Genomic DNA, 17,077 nt, shown 5'->3' with positions numbered 1-17,077 from the left:
GCATGGATCTTGCCACCGCCGGGCACTGGAGCCAGGTGCCGACCCTGAAGGGCCAGCACGTGACGCTGGAGCCGCTGCAGCTCGAACACGTGCCTGCGCTGCAACGAGCCTTGGGCGAGGGCGAGTTGTCGCGTTGCTGGTACACCAGCGTGCCGACACCAGAGCATGCGGGGCATTACATCGTCGCCGCGCTGGAGGCGCAGGCGCAGGGCAGGGTATTGGCCTTCGTGGTCAAGGATGCCAATGGCGAAGTTGTTGGAAGTACCCGCTATTACGCGCTCGAAGCCGATGTGCCGCGTTTGAACATCGGCTACACCTGGTACCACCCGCGCGTGCAGCGCAGCGGGCTCAATACCGAGGCCAAGCTGTTGTTGCTGCGACATGCGTTTGAAACCCTGGGCTGCATCAGCGCGGGCTTCGAGACCAGCTGGTTCAATCACGCCTCGCGTACCGCCATTGCCCGCCTCGGCGCAAAGCAGGATGGCGTACTGCGCAGCCACAAGCGTCACGCTGACGGATCGCGCCGCGATACCGTGGTGTTCTCCATCATCGACACGGAGTGGCCGGCGGTGAAAACCCACCTGCAATTCCTTCTGGATTCGCATTCATGACTGACAACAAATTCTCGGTAGGTATCGTTGGCGCGCGCGGTTACACCGGCGCCGAACTGATCCGCCTGCTGTCCGCGCACCCGCGCATCGAGCTGGCCTTCGTGTCCTCGCGCGAGCTGGCCGGGCAGCGTGTCGCCGATCATAACGACGCCTACAACGGCGAGCTGCGTTATGAAAGCCTGGACCCGGAGGCGGTCGCCGCCAAGGGTGTGGACGCGGTGGTGCTGGCACTGCCCAACGGCAAGGGCGAACCCTTTGTCGCCGCACTGGACGCAAGCGCACCGGACACGGTGATAGTTGATCTGTCGGCGGATTACCGCTTCGACAACAGCTGGTACTACGGTCTGCCAGAGCTGACTCGTTCCCGTTATGCCGGGCAGAAGCGGATCAGCAACCCGGGCTGCTACGCCACAGCGATGCAGCTGGCGATCACGCCGCTACTGAGCCAGTTGGCTGGCCCACCGACCTGCTTCGGCGTTTCTGGCTGGTCCGGTGCCGGCACCACGCCGTCGGACAAAAACAATCCTGAGCTGCTGCGCGACAACCTGATGCCGTACGCGCTGACCAACCACGTGCATGAGCGCGAGGTTGCGACCCAGCTCGGCGTGCCGGTGGAATTCATGCCGCATGTAGCCGCGCATTTCCGTGGCATCACCATGACCGTCAACCTGTGGCTGCAGCAGCCGCGCAGCCGCGAAGAGATCGTCGCGCTGTACCAGCAGCGCTATGCCAACGAGCCGTTGATCGAAGTGGTCGACGAGGCGCCGTGGGTCAGTCGCATTGCCGGCAAGCACGGCGTGCAGATTGGCGGCTTCACCATGGCGCCAGGCAACAAGCGCGTGGTGGTGGTGGCGACCATCGACAACCTGCTCAAGGGCGCGGCTACGCAGGCTCTGCAGAACCTCAACCGGGCGTTGGGGCTGGATGAGTTGATGGCTGTTCCGTACTGACTATTGGTGGGGTGATGGCGGCTGAAAGGCTGCCAGCTTTGCGGCTTATGCCGCTCCTACAAAGCTGCATTTATAGAGATCGACATGACTAATTTGCTTTGGCAGAAACCCGGCGTTGCGGTTGACGCGAAGATCCAGACCTTCCTGGCCGGTGACGACGTCATCCTGGACCGCGAGTTCTTCCTGCACGATATCCAGGCCAGCACCGCGCATGCCGAAGGCCTGCAGCACATCGGCATCCTCAGCGCCGACGAGTTGGCTGCGTTGAAGCGCGAGCTGGCGATTCTGGCTGAGGATTTCCGCAGTGGCGTGTTCGTGCTGGACGAGCAGTACGAGGATTGCCACTCGGCCATCGAAGCGCGCCTGACTGAACGCCTGGGCGATGCCGGCCGCAAGATCCACACTGGCCGCAGCCGCAACGACCAGATCCTGGTCGCAACCCGTCTGTGGCTGAAGGACAAGCTGGAACGCGTGGCGCAGATCAGCACCGAGGTCGCCAAGGTTGCCTTGGATCGCGCGGCTGCCGAGCAGTTGCAGCCGTTGCCTGGCTACACCCATATCCAGCGCGCGGTAGTGTCCTCGGCGGGCATGTGGTGGGCCGGCTGGGCCGAAGCCTTCATCGACAACGCCATTCGTGCGCGCGATACGCGTGCGCTGATCGACACCAATCCGCTGGGCACGGCTGCCGGTTATGGCGTCAACCTGCCGCTTGATCGCGAGCACACCACGGCAGCGCTGGGTTTCTCGCGCATGCAGATCAGCCCGATCTACGCGCAGCTCTCGCGCGGCAAGTTCGAACTTGCGGCATTGGAAGCGCTGGGCGGTGCGACCTTGGACCTGCGTCGTATCGCTTGGGACCTGTCCTTGTTCACCACTGGTGAGTTCGCCTTCGTGGCCTTGCCGGCGCAGTACACCACCGGTAGCTCGATCATGCCGAACAAGCGCAATCCGGACGTGATCGAGCTGATGCGCGCCACCCACGCCAGCATCGCTGCTGCACGTACCGAGATCGAACAGCTGCTGTCGCTGCCGTCCGGTTACCAGCGTGACCTGCAGAACTCCAAGGGCGCGATCGTGCACGGCTTTGGTCGTGGTCTGGCGGCGTTGGAATTGTTGCCGGCCTTGTTGTCGAATCTGGATTGGCGCGATGACAACATCCGCTCTGCGATTGATTCGGGTATGTATGCGACCGACGTTGCGGTGGAAGCTGCGGTAGCGGGTGTGCCGTTCCGTGATGCCTATAAGGCAGCAGCAGAGGCAGCGGATACGGCGGGGCAGGGGCGTACGCCCGAGGGTAGTCTGGCTGCGCGCGTGTCGCCTGGTGCTGCGGCGGATCTTCGGTTGGATGAGCTTTCTGCACGCTGGAGCGCGCTGCAGGGCTGATGGGTTTTATACGGGCGCCGGAAGGCGCCCGTATTGGTTTGGCTTTATCCCCTCTCCCTCTGGGAGAAGGGCCTGTCCTCGCGAAGGCGGGAATGCCCCGCAGGGGCGGGAGGGCGACGTGGTTGCCTTGGCCTTGGCCTTGGCTGTTGCTTTGGCTGTTGCTTTGGCTATTGCTTTGGCTGTTGCTTTGGCTGTCCCTTCTCCCGCTTGCGGGAGAAGGTGCCCGAAGGGCGGATGAGGGGGGCTTTTGACTTTGCCTGGCTAGAAGCTTCCCCTCACCCCAACCCCTCTCCCGCAGGCGGGAGAGGGGCTTAAGCCAAAGCCAAAAGCCAAAGCCAAAAGCAAAAGCCAAAAGCAAAAGCCAAAAGCAAAAGCCAAAAGCCGAAGCAAGTTCCAAGCGAAAGCAATCGCGCCATCTTTGTTGTCGGCGTGGTGTCATATGCAGCTAAAGGAGAATGCAATGAAGCTCTACCTGGTACTGGCAATGCGCAAGCCGTCATTCGACGACGCAGTGATTGCCCCACACATAGCTTTCCTCAACGCACTCGTTGCGAAAGATCAGCTGCACCTGACCGGCGGCTTCAGCGACGGCACGGGCGGCGCCTATGTCTTGAAGAATATCGACACTCTGGAAGCCGCCCAGGCCATCGTCGCCACCGACCCCTTGGCCATCCACGACAGCTCCGAGCTGACCATCCATGAGTGGAATACACGCTGATCCCATGATCCAGACTTCGTTCTCGCCGTTCACCGAACAAGCGCTGCCGCAGTGGCGCCGCGCCGTCCTCAAGGTCGGCAGCAGCCTGCTGGCCGCCGACGGTGGCGGCCTGACTCCGCGATTCGCACTCGGGTTGGCGCAGTTTGTCTCGGCCAACGTGTTGGCCGGGCGTGAAGTAGTGATCGTCTCCTCCGGCGCGGTCGCCGCCGGTCGCGCTATCGTGCCCAAGGCAGCAGAGGCGGGGGCGGCAATGGCGGCGCGGCAGGCATTGGCTGCCCTGGGTCAAGCGCAGCTGATCGGGCTATGGCAGCGCTTTTTCGAGCGCCCGGTGGCACAGGTACTGCTTACCCACGATGATCTGCGCAACCGCCGTCGTTACCTCAACGCGCGCGCAACACTCAACGAGCTGTTGGCGCTCGGCGCGCTGCCGGTCATCAACGAGAACGACACTGTGTCGGTGGATGAGCTCAAGCTCGGCGACAACGACAACCTCGCCGCGATCGTCGCCGCCTTGGTCGATGCCGACGCGTTGTTCATCGCCACTGACATCGATGGCCTGTACACCGCCGACCCGCGCAGCAATCCAGACGCGCAGCCAATCAACGAAGTCACTGAGCTGACGCCGGAGATCCTGGCCATGGCCGGCGGCAGCGGTAGCGCAGTCGGCACTGGCGGCATGCACACCAAGCTGCAGGCTGCGGCCAAGGCCGGTGCGGCCGGTATCGACACCTTCCTGTTCAACGGCCGCAGCGGTGACGTGGTGCGCGGTATGGCGCAGGGCAGGCTGCACGGCACCCGCCTGCATGCCGGGCAGTCGCGCATCGCCGCACGCAAATACTGGTTGAAGCACGCACCACTGGAGCCGGGCGCGATCCTGATCGATGCGGGCGCTGCGCGTGCGTTACGCGACAAAGGGGCCTCGTTGCTGCCCGGTGGTGTGGTCGGCGCGGAAGGCGAGTTCCGTCGTGGCGACATGGTGGAGGTGCGCCTGTTCGATCCGCAGGGCCAGCAACGCGTGGCGCGCGGCGTCAGCCAGTATTCGGCCGTGGACATCCGCCGCATCAGTCAGCATCACACCAGTGAGATCGAATCCATCCTTGGCTACAACTACGGCGACAACGTGGTCCATCGCGACGACCTGGTGTTGCTGTGAGTTTCCCTTTGGTTACCGGCAGGTCAGATCATGAGTGATATCCGTACCCTGGCATTGCAGTGCCGCGATGCCGCGCAGCAGCTGGGCCTGCTTTCCAGCGTCGCCCGCAGCGCGCTTCTAAAATCGATGGCTGACGCGCTGGAAGCCGATGCCGGCAGCATCCTCGCCGCAAACGCGCGTGACCTGCAGGCGGCACGCGACAAGGGTGTGGGTTCGGCAATGCTGGATCGCCTGGCCCTGAATCCAGAGCGCCTACGTGGTGTCGCTGATGCGCTGCGCGAAGTTGCCGCCTTGCCGGACCCGGTCGGCGAGGTTACCCGCGACTACGATCGCCCCAATGGCATTCGCGTGCAGAAGGTACGTGTGCCGCTGGGCGTGATCGCGATGATCTACGAGGCGCGACCCAATGTGACTGCTGATGCCGCAGCGCTGTGTATCAAGGCTGGCAATGGCGTGATCCTGCGCGGTGGCTCTGAAGCCATCCATTCCAATACCGCGATCGCTGCCAGCCTCAAGCGCGCCCTGCGCGAGGCGGGCTTGGCGGATGCGGCACTCACGCTGGTTGAAGATCTGCGCCGCGAAACCATGCTGGAATTGCTGCAGCTCAACGACATCATCGATCTGGCGATTCCGCGCGGCGGCGAAGGCCTGATCCGCTTCGTTGCCGAGCATGCGCGGGTGCCGGTGATCAAACACTACAAGGGCGTCTGCCATCTGTTTGTCGATGACAGCGCCGATCTGCAGCTTGCTGTGGACTTGCTGATCGACGGCAAGACCTCGCGCCCGTCAGCCTGCAACTCGCTGGAGACGCTGCTGGTGCATGAGACCATCGCGCCGACGTTCCTGCCGCTGGCAGCGGCCGCGCTGCGCGAGCGTGCTGTGGAGCTGCGAGGTGATGCGGCGACCCAGGCGTTGGTCGCGGACATCGTGCCAGCAACGGAAGATGACTACGCGGCCGAGTACCTCGATCTGATCCTCGCGATCCGGGTGGTGCCGGACATGGCGGCGGCCATTGCCCACATCCAGACCTACACCTCCGATCACACCGAAGTCATCGCCACCGGTAATCCGGCCCACGGCGAAGCCTTCGTGCGCGCACTGCGCTCGGCGGTGGTGATGGTCAATGCGTCCTCCCGGTTCTCCGATGGCGGCGAGCTGGGTTTGGGTGCGGAGATCGGCATTTCCACCACCCGCCTGCATTCCTACGGGCCGATGGGCCTTGAGGCGCTGACGGTCGAGCGCTTCGTGGTCCGTGGCGAAGGCCAGGTAAGGCATCCGCTGAAGTAACCGTGGAGCCAACCCTGGTAGCCAGGCTATGCGCAGCGCCCCCGGGCTACTGTGTTCTCGCGTACATGAAAAAGCCGCCGATTTACATCGGCGGCTTTCGTGTTTCAGCTGCTGCTCACTTCCAGTGATCTTCCAGCTGCTGCGGCTTGCAGGCGAACCATGCGCCGGTCAGCAATACGCCCGAGCAGCAGGCGAGGAAGGCGAACGACCAGGTCCAACCGTTGCTCACGCCATGCAGCCATCCGAACAGCAGCGGGCCGAGGCTGGCCAAGCTGTAGCCCACGCCCTGCATGAAGCCGGACAGCGCCGCGGAACCTGCCTGGCTGCGCGTGCGCAGGTTGATCAGGGTCAGGCCGAGCGGGAAGGTCGACGGGCCAAGACCAGCAATGACCGCCCACAGCAGCGGTGCGCTCATCGGCGCCCACAACAGGCCGGCGAAGGCAATCATGTTCAGCACGAACACCATCACCGCAATCGGGAAGGGGTTGCGCATGCGCACTGCCAATGCCGGCACCAGCAGCGAGGGCAGCAGGCCGATGGCCGAGTACACCGCAACCATCACGCCGCCGAATGATTCACTGGCACCGGCTTCCACCATCACCTTCGGCAACCAGGTGAACAGCGAATACGTGCCCAGCGAGGTCATGCCGAACATCAGCGCCATGCCCCAGCCCAGTTGCGTCTTCCAGACGCGACCGGCGGCATGCTCAGTGCTGGTGGTGGTTGCCTCCACGCGCGGGGCGCTGCGTGCCAGCAGGATCCAAGGCAGCAATGCAGCTACCGACAGCATCGACCACATGCCCAGCGAAACACGCCAGTCGAACTGATCGGCCACTGGCACTGCAAGTAGTGCAGGCACCATCGTGCCGGCCTGTAGTACCGAGATGTAGACCGTGCTCAGCGTACCCACACGATCGGCGAAGTAACGCTTCACCAGCGGCGGTACCACAACATTGCCCATGCCCATGCCGGCAAGGGCGACGGCCGAACCGAACAGCAGCATGCCGACGTCGTTGGCGAAGGCGCGCAGCAGCAGGCCAATGGTGGCCAGCACCATGGTCAGCACCGCGGTGCGTTCCAGGCCGATGGCGCGGGTGATGCGTGGCGTGGCCAGGCCGAATACGGCGAAGGCGGCGGTCGGCATCATGCCGAGCACACCGGTCATGGTGCTGCCGAAATCGAAGACGTGGCCGAGCCGGTCCAGCAACGGCGTCAGCGAGGTGACCGCGCTGCGCAGATTGGCCGAGACCAGGACGATGGCGACAAACGCCAGCAGGCGGCCCTTGAACAGGGGGTGCCGGATGAGGGACTGGGCGGGCGTGGACATTGCTTACTCCGACGCGGTGGGTGGCGTCGTTTGAAACCCACCAAAAACAAAAGCCGACCAAAGGCCGGCTTTTGTCAAATTGGTCGGGGAGACAGGATTCGAACCTGCGACCTCTACGTCCCGAACGTAGCGCTCTACCAGACTGAGCTACACCCCGAAGGAGCCGCCTATGATAGCGGTGAACCTCGTGCCTTGCAAGTTCTTTTGTTCAGCCAACGCTGCCTGCAAGGCGTGGTGCGTTGACTGCCAGCAACTGTGTACTGGCGAATAAAAAACCTGGAAAACGTTGCCGTTATTCCAGGCTTTTTTACCGACCCTTTGGTCGGGGAGACAGGATTCGAACCTGCGACCTCTACGTCCCGAACGTAGCGCTCTACCAGACTGAGCTACACCCCGCGAAGGGAGCCGGAAAGATACGCTCAGTCCGGCGTTTTGGCAATACCTTCACGCAATTTTTCAGCGCTTTGCATCGATCTTGTTTGCTTCGCGCGCTTCAAACCACATGCCGTTGAGGATGGCGACCGTCGCAGCGAGGCCCGCACCCAGAATCCAAGCGAAATACCACATGAGTTGTCTCCTTGATGTTGTCGTTGCGGATCAGTAGGCGTTCGGGTTTTCACCCATCTCTTCCAGCGTGGTCTTGCCCTTCATGACGCGGTACACCCAGGTGGTGTAGGCGATGATGATCGGCAGGAAGATCACGGTGGCCAGCAGCATCACCCACAGCGTCAGGTGGCTGGAGGAGCCGTCCCACACCGTCAGGCTGGAGCCCGGGCTGGTGGAGGAGGGCAGCAGGAACGGGAAGATCGCAAAGCCGACGGTGAGGATGATGCCGGCGATGGAGGCGCCCGAGGCGAGGAAGGCCAAGCCACCGCGACGCTTGCGCAGCAGGACCGCACTGGCCAGTGCACCCAGCAGGCCAACTACCGGTGCCAGGATCGTGGCCGGCATGCTGCTGTAGTTGTGCAGCCAGCCGCCAGCGGCGGAGAACTCGGCGGTCTTCAGCAGCGGATTGCTGGCACCGTCAGTCACCACCTGCGAGGTGATCTGGTAACCCGGCAGGCCGAAGGCAACCCAGGTACCAGCAAGTGCGAACAGCACGAACGATGCAATGGCGGCGATGCTGCCGATCTTTGCCGAACGCTCGGCGACCGGGCCGCTGGTCTTGAGCACCAGCATGGCGGCACCGTGCGAGACCAGCATCGCCACGCTGACCAGGCCTGCCAGCAGGGCAAACGGGGTCAACAGACCGAGCAGGTTGCCGGTGTAGAACACGCGTTGTGTGTCATCGAAGTGGTACGGCACGCCGAGCAGCACGTTGCCAACTGCCACGCCCATGATCAGCGCCGGGATGAAGCCGCCGACAAACAGCGCCTTGTCCCAGTTGTTGCGCCAGCGTTGGGTCGGCATCTTGCTGCGGTACTTGAAGCCAACCGGGCGCAGGATCAGCGCGAACAGGATCAGGAACATCGCCAGGTAGAAGCCGGAGAAGCTCACCGCATACAGCGGCGGCCAGGCGGCGAAGATCGCGCCACCACCGAGCACCAGCCACACCTGGTTGCCTTCCCATACCGGGCCGATGGTGTTGATCACCAAGCGGCGCTCTTCATCGGTCTTGGCCACGAACGGCAGCAAGGTGCCAACGCCAAGGTCGAAGCCGTCCATTACCGCGAAGCCGATCAACAGGATGCCGAGCAGCAACCACCAGATCACGCGTAGCGTCGTGTAGTCCAGAAGAATGAATTCCATGAGTGTTCTCCTGCCTTATGCCTGGCCGTTGCCGGTGGCATTGGCGTGGTTGGTTGCGACGGCCGACTGCTGCAGCGAGGGCAGGATGTCGTCCGGGCCCTTGCGGATGGCCTTGAGCATCAGCTTGATTTCGATCACCAGCAGCACCGTGTACAGCGCGGTGAAGCCGACCAGCGTTGCCAGGATTTCGTAGACAGCCAGGCCGGAAGCGGCATAGAAGGTCGGCAGCACGCCATCAACAGCCCACGGCTGACGGCCGTACTCGGCGATGAACCAGCCACATTCAATAGCAATCCACGGTGCCGGCAGCGACCACAGGGCAACCCGCAGGAAGGTGCGCTTGTGCTCGAAGTTGTTGCGGCAGGAGTAATAGAAGGCCAGGGCGAAGAAGCCAATCATGTAGATGCCGAGGCCGACCATGACGCGGAAGGTCCAGAACAGCGGCGCAACCGTGGGTACGGTATCCAGCGCTGCCTGTGCGATCTGCTCAGGGGTGGCGTTCTCGATGTCGTCGCGGTAGCGCTTCAACAGCAGACCGTGGCCCAGGTCCTGCCAATGACGGTCAAAGACCTCGCGGGCTTCAACGTCGTTCTTGTCGGCGCGGATGCGTTCCAGTGCGGCGTAGGCGATCTGGCCACCCTTGACGCGGCCTTCGGCCTGCTTGACCAGGTCAAGGATGCCCGGGATCTCTTCATCCAGCGAACGGGTGGCGATCAGGCCCATCACGTACGGAATCTGGACTTCGAAGTCGTTGCGCTGTTCCTGCTGGTTCGGAATGCCGAATGCAGTGAACGGTGCCGGGGCCGGGTGCGTATGCCACATGCCTTCGATGGCAGCCAGCTTCATCTTCTGGTTTTCCGCCGTGGCGTAACCGGATTCATCACCCAGCACGGCAACCGAGATGGAGGCCAGCAGGCCGAATGCCGAGGCCACCGCGAACGAGCGGCGGGCGATTTCACGGTGCTTGCCGCGCAGCATGAAGAAGGCCGAGATCGACATCACGAACATCGCGCCAGCCACATAACCGGCCGAAACGGTGTGCACGAACTTGGCCTGTGCCACCGGGTTCAGCAGTACGGCGGCGAAGTCCACCACCTCCATGCGCATCGTTTCCGGGTTGAACACCGCACCCACCGGGTACTGCATCCAGCCGTTGGCGATCAGGATCCACAGGGCCGACAGGTTGGTGCCCAGCGCCATGAGCCAGGTCACGGTCAGATGCTGCACCTTGGACAGGCGGCCCCAGCCGAAGAAGAACAGACCAATGAAGGTCGCTTCCAGGAAGAACGCCATCAGGCCTTCAATGGCCAGCGGCGCACCGAAGATGTCACCCACATAGTGGCTGTAATAAGACCAGTTCATGCCGAACTGGAATTCCATCACGATGCCGGTACCCACGCCCATGGCGAAGTTGATGCCGAACAGTACGCCCCAGAACAAGGTCATGCGGCGCCAGACATCCTTGCCGGTCATTACATAGACGCTCTCCATGATCGCGATCATGAAAGAGAGCCCCAGCGTTAGCGGGACGAAAATGAAGTGGTACATCGCGGTCAGTGCGAACTGTAGACGTGACAGTTCTACGACTGTTGAGTCGATCATGGCCTGGCTACCTCGTGGGAATTGGGCGTCATGGTGTGGCTGGGAGGGGTTCTATGGCAGCGATACTCCCCGTTCAGGCCTGCCAATGCCTTGATCTGGATCAATGTGGGCTGGCTGTCCAACGCCGATCGTGCAGGGCCGGCAGGCTGGGTACGGCTTGCTTACAATCACCTATGTTCTCCTTCACCTGAGTTGTCAGTCTTGAGCGAAGTTCCACATTCCAACGCGGTGCAACAGCAACGCCGCGTACAGCAGCAGTGGCTGGCGGCTCTGGCGTCCGGTGCCCGGTCGCAGCAGCGTTTGGCGGCCTTGGCCGTCTGTACTTCAGGTGCGCTGCTGATCGTGCAGGCTGGCGCCATTGCCTGGTTGATCCAGAGCATAGTCGTGGAACGGCTGAATTGGGTACAGGTAATTCACGGTTTCTGGATATTGGCGGCCGTGCTGGTGTTGCGCAGCCTGCTGGGCGGGGTCGCCCAGACCGCCGCCGGCAAGGTCGCCGACAGCGCCAAGCTGGCCCTGCGTGAGCAGGTTTACCGGCGTTTGATGGCACGCGGACCGTTGTGGCTGCGCCGTCAGCGCAGCGGCGAGCTGGGCGAGCTGCTGCTGTCACACGGCGATGCCATCGAGGGCTATTACGCCGGTTTCCAGCCGGTGCGGGTGGAAGTGGTGGTGGTGCCGCTGCTGATTGCCGCTGCGGTGGCCTACGTGGACTGGGTGGTGGCGCTGATCTTCCTTTTCACCGCGCCGCTGGTGCCGTTCTTCATGATGCTGGTGGGTTGGGGCGCCGAGGCCGCCGGTCGGGCACAGCTGGGCGAGCTGGCGCGCATGAGTGGTCACTTTGCCGACCGCATCAAGGGCTTGGGCCTGTTGCGCCTGTACGGGCGCGGTGAGGCCGAGCTGGAGGGCGTTGCCGCCGCCGCTGATGGCGTGCGCGAGCGCACCATGAAGGTGCTGCGCATCGCCTTCCTGTCCTCGACCGTGCTGGAATTCTTCGCCTCGGTCAGCGTGGCGATGGTGGCGCTGTACCTTGGCCTGAGTTATCTGGGCCTGATGTCCCTGCATTCGGTGGTGCCCACCTTGGGCACCGGCATGTTCTGCCTGCTGCTGGCGCCGGAGTTCTATGCGCCGTTGCGGCGTCTGGCCGCGCATTACCATGACCGCGCCAATGCGTTGGCGGCAGCGGCCGAGGTCGAGCGCCTGCTGGTTGACGATCAGGACCTGGCGACAGTTGCCGCCGCCGCGGCACCGTTGGTGGCGCCGGAACCGGCACAGCTGCATGCGCCGCTGGTTTCGGTGCGCAATGTGGTTTTGCGTCCGCAAGGCGCTACCCATGATGTGTTGAAGGACTTTTCGCTGGAGATCGGCGACGGTCAGCGCCTGGCCCTGATCGGTCCCAGTGGCAGCGGCAAGAGCACCTTGCTGGAAGCCCTGGCCGGCTGGCTGCCGCCGCGCGAAGGTCGAATCGTGGTCCGCGATGGAGTGCGCATCGCTTACGCCGGCCAGCGCCCCTACCTGTTCCATGGCTCGATTGCTGACAACCTGCGCATGGCCGATCCGGCGGTGAGTGCTGCGCGGCTGCAGGCGGTTGCTGAAGTCGCGCAGGTGATGCGTTTCGCCAAGGATCTGCCGATGGGTTTGAACACGGTGATCGGTGAGCGCGGATTCGGCCTGTCCGGCGGCGAGGCGCGGCGCATAGGGCTGGCGCGGCTGTTGCTGCTGGAGCCGGACCTGTTCCTGCTGGACGAGCCCACGGCGTTTCTCGACCCGCAGACCGAAGCGGATCTATTGCAGGCACTGGCCGCACATACCCGTGGCCGCACCGTGCTGATGGCCACTCACAGCGAGGCGGCGATGCGCTGGGCCGACAAGGTCATCGACCTGCAGGATTACGAGCAGGCAGAAGTGCAGGGAGAGCGCGCATGAGCCCGCAGACGATGCGTGATGTATTCAAGCGGCACCGCTGGCGTCTGGTCCTGGCTACCGTGCTGCTGTTCACCACCATGCTGGCCGGGGTTGGCCTGCTGGGTCTGTCCGGCGGCTTCCTCACGGCGGCGGCGTTGGCCGGCGCCTTGGGCATGGGCAGTACCTTCAATTTTTTCTCACCGTCGGCAGGCATCCGCGGGTTGACGATGGCGCGCATCGCTTCGCGTTATTTCGAGAAGCTCGTAGGCCATGACGCGACCTTGCGGATTGCCCGTGACCTGCGCGTGTGGTTTTTCCAACGGGCACTGCCATTGGCGCCGGCGCGGCTGGGCAGCAGCCGTACCGGCGAGCTGCTGGCACGGCTGATCACCGATATCGGCGAAGTCGATGGTTTGATGGTGCGTGCCATCAGTCCGTTGTTGGCCTTGGCCGGTATCGCGCTGGCAACGGTTGCAGCAGCGGCGTTGATCTATTGGCCAGCGGCGCTGCTGTTGCTGGTGCTTGCTGTATTGGTGGGTATTGGCGTGCCGGTGTTCGCGGTGCGGCGTGGCGATGCGGTAGAGGCCGGACGCGCGCAGCAGCGCGCCAGCCTGCGCACCTTGGCGTTCGAGGGTTTGGAAGGTGCGGCCGATCTCACCGCCTTGGATGCACGCGATGACTGGGCCTTGCGTGTGGATGCAGCGGCGCAGCAGTTGGCGCGCAGCGATCAACGGCGTCGCGGTCGTTTGATCGGCGGCAATGTGCTGCATTCGGCCCTCGCCGGGCTGGGTCTGTTGGCGATGCTGTGGCTGGCTTTGACGGCGTTCCAGGCTGGCAAGGTGGAAGCGCCATATGCGGCGACCTTGGTGTTCCTGACCGTTGCGCTGCTGGAGGTTGCGGCGGGCAGTGGCATCGCCTGGCAGGCCTTGCAGTCGGCGCGGGTCGCCGGCAAGCGTCTGCGGCAGATTGTTGATCAGCCACCAGCGGTGCAGGAGCCGGCACAGCCGCATGCGGTGCCGGCAGGTGCAGCGGCGGTGGCGTTCGAACAAGTGGTGTTTGCCTGGCCGGGCGAGACGCGGCGTTTGCTGGATGGCGTGGATCTGCAACTGGCGCCGGGTGATCGCATTGCCATTCGTGGCGACAGCGGCTGCGGTAAGACGACCTTGTCAGCCTTGCTGCTGCGGCTATGGGACCCACAGCAAGGGGTAGTGCGTTTCGGCGGTGTCGATCTGCGTGAGTTCGCCCAGGGCGACTGGTACCGGCAGATTGCCTGGTTGCCGCAGGGCGCGCCGGTGTTCGCCGGCAGCATTGCCGAGAACCTGCGATTGGGTGATCCACAAGCCAGCGATGCAGCCCTGTGGGCGGTGCTGGCGCAGCTGCGCTTGAGCGACTGGGCGCAGCAACAAGGTGGGCTGGGCGCGTGGGTGGGCGAGAACGGCGCCACCATGTCGGCGGGTCAGGCGCGGCGTTTGGCCCTGGGGCGCGCGCTGCTGCGCAATGCGCCGATCATGGTGCTGGATGAGCCGACCGAGGGCTTGGACGTGGATACCGCGCATGCCTTGCTGATCGATCTGGCCGCGGCACTGGGCCAGCGCAGCCTGTTGATGATCACCCACGACCGCTTGCCGGAAGGCGTGGTGCAGCGCGAGTACCGGTTGCAGCAGGGGTGGTTGAGCCTGCAGTAGCCAGTACGGAGCCGGGTCTGCCGGCTCCGATGCAATCAAGGCTGCGGCAGGAAAGTACGAGCGTTCAGCGTGCTTTGTTCCCACGCCAGCGTTTGAAACAGTAGGCAACGACGCTGGCGATCGGCACCGTGACCATTGGGCCGAACAGGAAGGCCAGCCCATCCTGCGCATCATGGTGACCGGTCACGTCCCATACAAAGCGCAATCCAAGATAGGGCGCGAGCAAACCGCCGAGCAGCGCTGCAAGCAGAACCGCAAGCCAGGTGCGGCGGCACACTGCGCTGGCGGCCCAGCCAAAGCCAACGCTGGCTGCAATTGCGACCAACCAGAAGGTCATGGTGGATTCCTGCTAGGCGGGTCAACGGCTGGGTTGGTCGTCATTGGGCCATCATTGCATGGGTTGGCGGAGGATGGCTTTCCACTTCTCCGGCCCGGCTTGTCTGGTGGCGCTCAGGTAGATCTCGTGGTGTTTGCCGCGCAATGCGGAGTGCTCGCTGACGAAGGCATGCAGGCGCTCAACCGTCGGGCCTTATCCTGCTTGCCGACTTCTGCTGGCTGCTCAGCGACTGCCGCCATCCAGATAGGGGCGCGACTGCAGGATGAGTATGTCGTCGCCAACAACCGCCCACTCAATGTCCTGATCGACACCGCCCAGCGCCTGTTTGGTACGGCTGCCAACTGCTGCCAGCCTGGCGATCAAGGCATCGGTCAATACTTGGCGGGAGCCGGTCAGTGGCACCTCGCGCACACCGCCGCTGGCATTGGCCACCAACTGTGTGTCTTCGGCCGAGCGGCTGAGCACCTGCACTGCTTTTGACCAGTTCGAATACATCACCTGTTCGGCTTGCCGCTTGCCTTCCACCACGCGGATGCCGAGGCCACGTTTTGCCGATATGTAGGTGATATGGCGACGCCCTGCATCGAATGGGTCACGGGTAATCATCACGCCCGAGCTGTCCGACGGCGCCGCCAGCTGCACCAGTACCGCCATCGCCACCGCATCCTGGCCAAGGCCGGCGGCGCGGCGTGCTTCGTAGGCCTCGAAGTTGTAAACCGACGCCCACACTGTCTGCACCGCACGCAGCAGCGCTTCAGCGCCGACCACGTTGGGCACGGTCGTATACAGGCCGGCACCGCTGAAATTCGGCAGGTCTTCCGAGTTGGAAGAGCTGCGTACGAACACGCCGCGTCCCTGCAATTGGTTCTGCCACTGCGACTGCAGGCTGCGGACCAACGCCGGGTCCGGCGCTGCGCTGCTGATCTCAGCCCGCAGCGCGCTGAGTGCGTCACGGCGCGCCTTGGCATCGCTGGCGAAGCCGGGCTGCTGCTGTAACGCGGCTAGGCGCTCGTTGATGCGCAGTTTCTGCATTGCAGATTGGTAATACGAGAAGGGGACGCAGAATCCGTCCGGGACCCGTGCAGACGGCGGTAGTGCGGATTTCAAGGTGCCCAGATTGGCAGCCTTGACCCCGCAGTGACTGCTGTCCCTGGCACGAAGTGCCGAAAGCGGCTTCAGTGCGCTTACCGATACGTCGGGCCTCGGTAGACTGCGTATGGTGGCCTGCGCGGTTCTGGAGGGCGCAGTGGCAGCGCGAAGGGCTGGCCGCACCTTGTAGTTGTTGTTGGTGACTTCCAACTCGATCCACTGTCCGTCGTAAACGCGCAATGCGGCCTGCGCGTCGCGGACATAGACGTTGGGGATACGCCAACCCTTGGCCAGCAGGTTGACGTGTGACAGCAGTGTCGATGGACGCTGGGTGACAAGGCCGGCCACCGGTGGCAGCGAGATCGGCACTTCATCCAGCACTACGATGTCCTGCGGCGATAGATCGCTCGCCTGCTCGACCGAGCGGATGATGCGCAGACGGCCCTGTGCGGTACCCGTGTTCAACGGCAGGAAGGACTGCTCACGCAGTAACGCTTCCTGGGTAACGAAGGCCAGCCCTGCGGTACGTGCAGTTTGTTCGTGCAGGGTGGAGTTGGTCTTGAAGCGGATTGGCTCGTAGAACGATCCGCGCACCAACTGGTCGGTCTGCCTGAGCAGGGCCGGTGTCAGCTGGTCGCCTTCCCAGAATTCATAGGTATAGCCGGGCAGGTCGCGCTGCCAGCTTACGGTGCCGAACAGGAAGCGCCGTTGCGGATCTTTGTACTGCGCGTTGAGCGTAGCCTTGTTCAGCTGCGGCAGAAGCCGCTCGCGGCGCACGAAGTGCTCGTGCAGTTCGTAGCGTGGCGTATTGATGTAATAGATGCGGGCCGGGTCGCGCCGATCGATGGTGAAGATCAGATGCGGCATTTCCAACGGCGTGCCGGGGTTGTAAACGCGCGCCAGACGCATGAAGTCATCACGGCTACCAATGCGCGGCAGATGCGCCGGGGTTTGCGCGCTGTCGGTGGCAGCTGCAGTTGTACCTTGTCGGGCCTCGTAAGGCGAAGGCTTGCGGGCGGTTTGCGCCAGCGCGGCAGGAATCGCACTGAGCAGGAAAGCGCAGAAGACGAGACGCTGCAAACAAACGAGGCGCAGTGCGGACTGCGTACGGGCTCGATCCATGATGCCGTGCTGGAACTGGTGGAGGGCAGATGATAAGCGACCGGCGTCTGCCGGGCTGTGTACCGGCTAGCTGCAACGCTGAAAGCAGCGCAATCTCACTGGTGTGGTTTGCAGCGGCGCAGCCCGTTAAGCGTTGCGCCTCCTGGGTGTGAGGTTCAGCTG

At 63.5% G+C, this 17,077-nt stretch carries 14 protein-coding genes and 2 tRNA genes; 8 read left to right on the top strand and 8 right to left on the bottom strand.

The features are described from left to right. Positions 1–2 precede the first annotated feature (2 nt). From ACVOMB_RS08175 to ACVOMB_RS08150, 6 genes are all read left to right on the top strand, one after another. Positions 3–611, top strand: coding sequence for a GNAT family N-acetyltransferase (locus ACVOMB_RS08175; RefSeq protein ID WP_481530705.1), 609 nt, complete (start codon positions 3–5; stop codon positions 609–611). Next, positions 608–1,561, top strand: coding sequence for an N-acetyl-gamma-glutamyl-phosphate reductase (argC, locus tag ACVOMB_RS08170; protein WP_481530704.1), 954 nt, complete (start codon positions 608–610; stop codon positions 1,559–1,561). Before ACVOMB_RS08175 ends, argC begins: the two co-directional genes overlap by 4 nt. 84 nt (positions 1,562–1,645) lie before the next feature. Further along, positions 1,646–2,944 carry an argininosuccinate lyase gene (locus ACVOMB_RS08165; RefSeq protein WP_481530703.1) on the top strand — a complete coding sequence of 433 codons (1,299 nt, stop codon included), beginning with the start codon at positions 1,646–1,648 and terminating at the stop codon, positions 2,942–2,944. Between the two features lie 460 nt (positions 2,945–3,404). Then, entirely contained in the window at positions 3,405–3,662 is a 258-nt protein-coding gene (locus tag ACVOMB_RS08160) for a YciI family protein (protein WP_481530702.1), read from the top strand. Between the two features lie 4 nt (positions 3,663–3,666). Beyond that, positions 3,667–4,815: a glutamate 5-kinase gene (gene proB, locus ACVOMB_RS08155; protein WP_481530701.1), complete on the top strand. Its 1,149-nt coding sequence runs from the start codon at positions 3,667–3,669 to the stop codon at positions 4,813–4,815. A gap of 30 nt (positions 4,816–4,845) precedes the next feature. Further along, positions 4,846–6,102, top strand: coding sequence for a glutamate-5-semialdehyde dehydrogenase (locus ACVOMB_RS08150; protein WP_481530700.1), 1,257 nt, complete (start codon positions 4,846–4,848; stop codon positions 6,100–6,102). A 115-nt stretch (positions 6,103–6,217) separates the two neighbouring features. On the opposite strand, the gene ACVOMB_RS08145 is transcribed toward ACVOMB_RS08150, so the two are convergent. The 6 genes from ACVOMB_RS08145 to ACVOMB_RS08120 all read right to left on the bottom strand — a co-directional run bounded on the left by ACVOMB_RS08145 (position 6,218) and on the right by ACVOMB_RS08120 (position 10,780). Continuing rightward, a complete protein-coding gene (locus tag ACVOMB_RS08145; protein ID WP_481530699.1) occupies positions 6,218–7,429 on the bottom strand; it encodes a CynX/NimT family MFS transporter in 1,212 nt (403 codons plus the stop codon). Between the two features lie 80 nt (positions 7,430–7,509). Continuing rightward, positions 7,510–7,586, bottom strand: a tRNA-Pro gene (locus ACVOMB_RS08140). Positions 7,587–7,748: 162 nt separating this feature from the next. After that, positions 7,749–7,825: transfer RNA gene (locus ACVOMB_RS08135), tRNA-Pro, on the bottom strand. A 60-nt stretch (positions 7,826–7,885) separates the two neighbouring features. Continuing rightward, positions 7,886–7,996 carry a cytochrome bd-I oxidase subunit CydX gene (gene cydX / locus ACVOMB_RS08130; protein ID WP_282269734.1) on the bottom strand — a complete coding sequence of 37 codons (111 nt, stop codon included), beginning with the start codon at positions 7,994–7,996 and terminating at the stop codon, positions 7,886–7,888. 30 nt (positions 7,997–8,026) lie between these two features. Beyond that, on the bottom strand, positions 8,027–9,178 hold the full coding sequence (gene cydB / locus ACVOMB_RS08125) for a cytochrome d ubiquinol oxidase subunit II (protein WP_481530698.1): 1,152 nt from the start codon (positions 9,176–9,178) through the stop codon (positions 8,027–8,029). A gap of 15 nt (positions 9,179–9,193) precedes the next feature. Next, positions 9,194–10,780 (bottom strand): cytochrome ubiquinol oxidase subunit I, encoded by a 1,587-nt coding sequence (locus ACVOMB_RS08120; RefSeq protein ID WP_481530697.1) that lies wholly within the window; start codon positions 10,778–10,780, stop codon positions 9,194–9,196. A gap of 201 nt (positions 10,781–10,981) precedes the next feature. On the opposite strand from ACVOMB_RS08120, the gene cydD reads away from it, so the two are divergent. Together cydD and cydC are read left to right on the top strand one after the other, a co-directional pair. Next, positions 10,982–12,703 carry a thiol reductant ABC exporter subunit CydD gene (gene cydD / locus ACVOMB_RS08115; protein WP_481530696.1) on the top strand — a complete coding sequence of 574 codons (1,722 nt, stop codon included), beginning with the start codon at positions 10,982–10,984 and terminating at the stop codon, positions 12,701–12,703. Then, positions 12,700–14,367: a thiol reductant ABC exporter subunit CydC gene (cydC, locus tag ACVOMB_RS08110; RefSeq protein WP_481530695.1), complete on the top strand. Its 1,668-nt coding sequence runs from the start codon at positions 12,700–12,702 to the stop codon at positions 14,365–14,367. Before cydD ends, cydC begins: the two co-directional genes overlap by 4 nt. Positions 14,368–14,431: 64 nt before the next feature. Here the strand turns inward: cydC and ACVOMB_RS08105 are convergent, their stop codons facing one another. After that, positions 14,432–14,704 carry a hypothetical protein gene (locus tag ACVOMB_RS08105; protein WP_481530694.1) on the bottom strand — a complete coding sequence of 91 codons (273 nt, stop codon included), beginning with the start codon at positions 14,702–14,704 and terminating at the stop codon, positions 14,432–14,434. Between the two features lie 222 nt (positions 14,705–14,926). Beyond that, on the bottom strand, positions 14,927–16,915 hold the full coding sequence (locus tag ACVOMB_RS08100; RefSeq protein ID WP_481530693.1) for a PEP/pyruvate-binding domain-containing protein: 1,989 nt from the start codon (positions 16,913–16,915) through the stop codon (positions 14,927–14,929). Positions 16,916–17,077: the final 162 nt, after the last annotated feature.

This window comes from Stenotrophomonas sp. STEN018 (assembly GCF_056760235.1).
Note: the sequence above shows the minus strand (reverse complement) of the source record. Positions and strands in the feature narration are given on the sequence as shown.